Genomic DNA, 5,681 nt, shown 5'->3' with positions numbered 1-5,681 from the left:
CGCGGGTCCGGATGCCAGTCCGCCCGTTCGGGATCCGGCGGCGGCGGGGTGCGGCGCGGCTCGGCCCGGACCGTGTGCGCGGGATCGATCCGCACCCCGAATTCGCGCACCAGTCCGGCCAGGCTCACCCCGGCATCGGCCAGCGCCCGGAACTCCCAGCCGGCCGCGGCGCGCACGAATTCGCCCAGCACCAGGGCGGGGGCGGAATCCGTCACGGCCACCGGGTAGGAGACCACGGGGCTGTCATGGTCGAACACGGTGAGCGTCAGCTCGTCGACGCCGGCGAAACCTCGGCCGGACCCCTCGTCCACCGATCCGATGACGACGATCCCGGCGATATCCGCACCGGTCCGCGGTAGCGATACCGACAGCCGGGCGGTCCCCGCCGCGGGCTCACGATCCAGCGTCACCGCCTGCGAGACGTGGCGGGGCGCGTCGAACCAGACGAAATCGCGGTCGGACCGGGCCCGGCCGTGCTCCGCCACCAGGACGGCCTGAGTCCGCACCGCATGCTCCGACCGCCACGAAAGCACAACCGTCAGAAGCGATGTCGGAACCGTCGTTCGCTCACCCTTGGTCAGTTTCATCGTGGTGGCACTATGCCACGGCCCACCGACAGAACCGGCCACCAGCCACCGGCGAAACCGTACGCCCGCCTCACGGCCGATCCGGAAATCGTGCGGCACAGTAGAGGTATGACCAACCCCAAGGGGAGCGACCAGCAGAACCCCGCCCCGCGCGGCAAGGGCGCCGGCTCACGGGTGCCCACCGCCGGCGACATCCTGGCCGCCGCGCAGGCCGCCGTCGAGGCCGCCCAGAACGCCGCCGGGCTGGCCCTGGACTCGGCGCAGGTCACAGCCTCGACCGCGTTCGACACCGCGGTCCGGCTGCCGCCCGCCTCCATCCAGCTCGCGGCGCAGCTGCCCGACCTCATCCAGAGCCTCACCATCGCGGTCGAACGCCTCAACGCGACCATCGACCGGCTCGACCGCACCCTCGCGCTGGCCGAACCGGCCTTCGTGGCCTACGACCGCGTCCTGACCCGGCTCGAATCGGTCACCGCGCTCGGCGAGGACGTCCTCAACCGGCTCGACAGGCTGCCCGGCGTCTCCCTGCTGGGGCGCATCACCGGCACCCGCGACAATCCGGAACCCGAACCGCCGCAGGAGAAGTCCCGCCGCCGCACATGAGGTGACCGCGGCGGTCAGGGCAGGGAGAGCCGGGCGCGCGGCGGGACACCCAGACCGGGCAGCGCGCGCAGCGCGGCCGCGGCCTTCCACACCATCTCGTGGTACTCGCCCTCGGGATCGGAGTCCAGGACCACCGCGCCGCCCGCGCCGATCCGCCACCGGCCGTCGAAGCGGACCGCGCTGCGGATGACGATGTTCAGATCGGCCGTGCCGCCCAGGCCGAGGAAGCCGATCGTGCCGGAATAGACGCCGCGGGCCTCGGTTTCGAGGGCGTCGATGATCTCCAGGGTGCGCAGCTTCGGCGCGCCGGTCATCGAGCCGCCCGGGAAACACGCGCGCAGGCAGTCGACGACATCCAGCTCCGGGCGCAACGTGCCGCGGACGGTCGAGACCAGCTGGTGCAGGGTCGTGTACGTCTCGACGGCCATCAGCTCGGGCACGTGCACCGACCCGACCTCGCACACCCGGCCCAGATCATTGCGCAGCAGATCCACGATCATCAGATTCTCGGCGCGGGTCTTGGGGTCGCGGGCCAGATCCGCGGCGATCTCGGTGTCCTCGGCGGGCGTGTGGCCGCGCTGGGCGGTGCCCTTGATCGGCTTGCTCTCCACGGTCCGGTCCCGGTCCAGTTTGAGGAAGCGCTCGGGGGAGGAGCAGGCCACCTCCAGGTCCGCGAAGCGCAGAAAGGCCGCGTAGGGGGCCGGATTGCAGCGGCGCAGGGTGCGATACACGGTCAGGCCGTCGGCGTCGCCCGGCGGATACGCGCTGTCGGTGATGCAGATTTCGTACGACTCGCCCGCGTGCAGCTGCTCCTGGCAGGCGGCCACATCGGCCAGATAACGGTCCCGGCCCCGGGTCAGCAGCGGCGCGACCGTCCGCTCGTCGGCGCGTAGCTCGAGCAGCGGCGGATTCTCCCATGTCGGAAGGGTTTCCACGACGGCTCGGGTGGCGGTGAGCCAGTCCCGGGCGGCGGCGGTGGTCTCCGGTTCGGTGAGGGCCAGCAGATGGGTGCGGCCCGCCTCGTGATCCACCACGATCAGACGGTCGGCGAAGATCCACTGGGCGTCGGGGGTGGGGGAGCGGTGCGGTGCGGCGGCGCCGCAGTCGGCCTTCATCTCGTAGCCGAGGTAGCCGACGTAGCCGCCCGCGAAATCGAAAGGCACGTCCGGGAAGTCGATCCGGCGGCGGCGCAGCTCGGCGGACAGGTAGTCGAGCACGCCGCCCGGGACCGTGCGTCTGCCGGCCGCGGACTCGACCTCGACGTGGCCGCTGCCCACCCGGTAGCCGACCACCTCGGACAGCGGTCCGGAGGCGTCGCCCAGGAACGAGAAGCGGTCCAGGCCCGGCTCGACATGCTCGCTGTCGAGCCAGAAGGCGTGGCGGGAATCGGCGTAGAGGGCATCGAAGACGGCTTCGGCGTCGACCGCGCGCTCCACGACAGTCCGCTCGACGAGGTAGTGAACCGGTGCGTCGATCGGGCGCGGGGCCTCGGTCTCGATCACCCGGTGCGCCAGGGGCGTTCGCTCGGAAGGCAGGGAGCCACCCTGTCCCCGATGGTATTCGGCGGTCAGCGCGGCGAAATTGCGCAGCAGCTGTTCACCGTGCTCGCTGGAGACCGACTCCGGATGGAACTGCACACCCCACTGCGGGCGGGTGCGGTGCCGCACGCCCATGATCACGCCATCGGGGGCGGCGGCCGTGACCTCCAGGGCGGCGGGGACGGGTTGCGCCGCGCGCAGCGAGTGATAGCGCACCGCCGAGAACTGCTGCGGCACATCGGCGAACAGGCCGCGCCCGTCATGGCCGATCAGATCCGGATACCCGTGCCGGGCTCGCGGCGCGGCGACCACCTCGCCACCCGCCGCGATGACGATGCCCTGATGTCCCAGGCATACACCCAGCAACGGCAGCTCCGACTCGGCGATCAGCGCCGCCGAGATACCGAAATCGCGGGGGACATCCGGACGTCCCGGCCCGGGGGAGATGACGATGTTGTCGAAACCGTCGAGCCCCAGCTCGTCGATCGACCCCACCTCGTCATTGCGCACGACCACGGGTTCGACCCCGTTCACCCGGCTGATCAGCTGATACAGGTTGTAGGTGAACGAGTCGTAGTTATCGATCAACAGCGTGCGCATTTGATCCCGCACACTACGCTGTGTCCTTTTGCCCTCCGCTTCGCTCCGGGCGGGTTCGCGGCCCCGAGGTCTCGATTCTTCCCTCCTCCGCTCCTCCGCTTCGCTCCGTCGCTCCGTCGGTCCAGAATCGAGACGGCCGCGAACTGTCAGTTCTCTTTCTGCGGGCGACTGCCTTCAGTTTGTGTAGATCGCTACGGCACAATGGTCGGCATGTCTGTTGCGCAGCCGTCCGAAGTGGATCGTGACATCGTCGATTTCGCCATCGTCGGAAAGTGGATGGAGGAGCAGGGCTTGCCCGGCGGCGAGTTCGAGGAGGTGAAGCCGCTCGGCGGCGGCACCCAGAACATCATGCTGCGCTTCCGGCGCGGTGGCCGCGACTACGTGCTGCGGCGCGGGCCCAAGCATCTGCGCACCGCCAGCAACACCGTCATCCAGCGCGAATCCCGCATCCTCGGCGCGCTCGGCGACACCGAGATCCGCGCCCCCAAGGTGATCGCCGCCTGCCCCGACGAATCCGTGCTCGGCGCGTCGTTCTACCTGATGGAACCCATCACCGGCTTCAACCCGCAGAACGAACTGCCCGAACTGCATGCCGGTGACCCCGAGGTGCGCCGGCGGATGGGCCTGTCCGCGGTCGAGGCCATCGCCCGGCTCGGCTCCCTCGACCACGAGGCGCTGGGCCTGGCCGACTACGGCAAGCCCGAGGGCTTCCTGGAACGCCAGGTGCCGCGCTGGCTCAAGGAACTCGACTCCTACGGCGTCAATGAGGGCTACCCTGGGCCCGAGATCCCCGGCGTTCAGCGGGTCGGCGACTGGCTCGACCGCAACCGGCCGGTGCAGCCGAAAGCCGGGATCCTGCACGGCGACTGCCACCTCGCCAACATGATGTTCTCCTTCGACGGCCCCGAGGTGGTGGCCATGGTCGACTGGGAGATGTCCACCATCGGCGACCCGCTGCTCGACCTCGGCTGGCAGATCGCCACCCGCCCCGAGCCCGGCACCACCGGCGCGGCCCTGATCGGCACCCTGGGCGCGGTGGGCGGCCTGCCCACCGCCGCGGAGATGATCGCGCACTACGGGCAGTTCTCCGACCGCGACCTCAGCCACGTCACCTGGTACACCGTGCTGGCCTGCTTCAAGCTCGGCATCGTCCTCGAGGGCACCCACGCCCGCGCCTTCGCCGGCAAGGCGCCCAAGCAGGTCGGCGACTTCCTGCACGCCATCACCCTCGAACTGTTCGAGAAGGCGCACCAGCTGATGGAATGACGGCGAACCTGTCGCCATCTCGACGGCGGTTGGCTGAATATTGGTGGCCGACAAATAAATGCCACCGTAGGTTGGGGCCATGCCGATCGTTCCCGACGCCAAAGACTGGACCTGGGTGCTCGAACGCACCTGCGCCGAATGCGGGTTCGACCCCGACGCCATCGTCTTCACGGCGGTGCCGGGGTCGGCCCGCGACAGTGTCGCCCGGCTGCTGGCCGCGTTGCGGCGACCCGACGCGCGGGTCCGGCCCGACGACTCCACCTGGTCGGCGCTGGAATACGCGGCCCACGTGCGCGACGTCTGCCGGATCTTCACCCATCGGCTCGATATCGCGCGCAGCGGCGCGCCCCGGCCCGGACCGGCGATCGGCGCCTACGACACCGCGGTCACCGTGGGAGACAACGGGATTCCCATGTTCGCCAACTGGGACCAGGACGCCAGGGCGCTCGCCGAGAACTACGGCGCCGCCGAGACCGCCGTCGTGGCGGCCGAACTCGCGGCCGCGGTGGACGTGGTCGCCCGCGCCTTCGACGCCGTGCCGGTCGGCGAATACGACCGGGCCGCGTTGCGCGGCAACGGTTCCGCGTTCACCATCGACTCCATGGCGCGGTACTTCCTGCACGACCTCGTGCATCACGCGCACGACGTCGACCGCTGAGGATCAGCGGCAGCGCAGCAGGGCGTCGCGCAGATTGCGGGAACGGACATCGTCGAGGACCGCCATGCCCAGGCGGTTCATCACGTAACCGAAACCGAGACCCGTCGTCGGATCGGCGAAACCGAACGAGCCGCCGTAGCCGGTGGTGCCGTAGGCGCGCTTGTCGGAGCCGAACCGGAAACTGCCGCGGGACTTGCGGAAACCCAGGTGATAGCGGCTCGGGGTGAGCAGCACCAGATCCTCGGCCGGGACGTCGTCGGCGGTGTCGGCGGCGGCCAGCCGGTCCAGCAGTGCCTGATCGATGGGCAGCTCACCGGTGTGCCCGGCCGCCGCGCCTCGCCGCGGACCGCGGCATCCGCTGCCTCACCCTGGATTACGACGCCCTGCGCGGCACGGACTCCAGCGAATTCCGCCTCTTCTAGGGTTATG

6 protein-coding genes and 1 pseudogene are annotated in these 5,681 nt (G+C 70.2%); 4 read left to right on the top strand and 3 right to left on the bottom strand.

Annotated elements, in window-relative coordinates:
- The coding region (locus ACWELJ_RS32970) for a TerD family protein (RefSeq protein WP_452369988.1) at positions 1-587 on the bottom strand (587 nt) is incomplete at its 3' end.
- A gap of 108 nt (positions 588-695) precedes the next feature.
- Here ACWELJ_RS32970 and ACWELJ_RS32965 point away from each other — a divergent pair.
- A complete protein-coding gene (locus ACWELJ_RS32965; protein ID WP_452369987.1) occupies positions 696-1,190 on the top strand; it encodes a hypothetical protein in 495 nt (164 codons plus the stop codon).
- Positions 1,191-1,204: 14 nt separating this feature from the next.
- Here ACWELJ_RS32965 and pabB read toward each other — a convergent pair whose 3' ends face one another.
- The gene (gene pabB / locus ACWELJ_RS32960) at positions 1,205-3,328 is read right to left on the bottom strand and encodes an aminodeoxychorismate synthase (protein WP_452369986.1); all 2,124 of its coding nucleotides are present in this window, start codon (positions 3,326-3,328) and stop codon (positions 1,205-1,207) included.
- A gap of 201 nt (positions 3,329-3,529) precedes the next feature.
- On the opposite strand from pabB, the gene ACWELJ_RS32955 reads away from it, so the two are divergent.
- Entirely contained in the window at positions 3,530-4,594 is a 1,065-nt protein-coding gene (locus ACWELJ_RS32955) for a phosphotransferase family protein (protein ID WP_452369985.1), read from the top strand.
- Between the two features lie 79 nt (positions 4,595-4,673).
- Positions 4,674-5,252 (top strand): DinB family protein, encoded by a 579-nt coding sequence (locus ACWELJ_RS32950; protein WP_452369984.1) that lies wholly within the window; start codon positions 4,674-4,676, stop codon positions 5,250-5,252.
- Between the two features lie 3 nt (positions 5,253-5,255).
- Here ACWELJ_RS32950 and ACWELJ_RS32945 read toward each other — a convergent pair whose 3' ends face one another.
- A complete protein-coding gene (locus ACWELJ_RS32945) occupies positions 5,256-5,531 on the bottom strand; it encodes a serine hydrolase (protein ID WP_452369989.1) in 276 nt (91 codons plus the stop codon).
- 56 nt (positions 5,532-5,587) lie between these two features.
- Here ACWELJ_RS32945 and ACWELJ_RS32940 point away from each other — a divergent pair.
- Positions 5,588-5,674 (top strand): annotated as a pseudogene (locus ACWELJ_RS32940) (endonuclease NucS); the annotation flags it as partial.
- Positions 5,675-5,681: the final 7 nt, after the last annotated feature.

It is taken from the genome of Nocardia sp. NPDC004582 (genome assembly GCF_053602115.1).
This window is presented reverse-complemented; position numbering and strand designations above follow the sequence as displayed.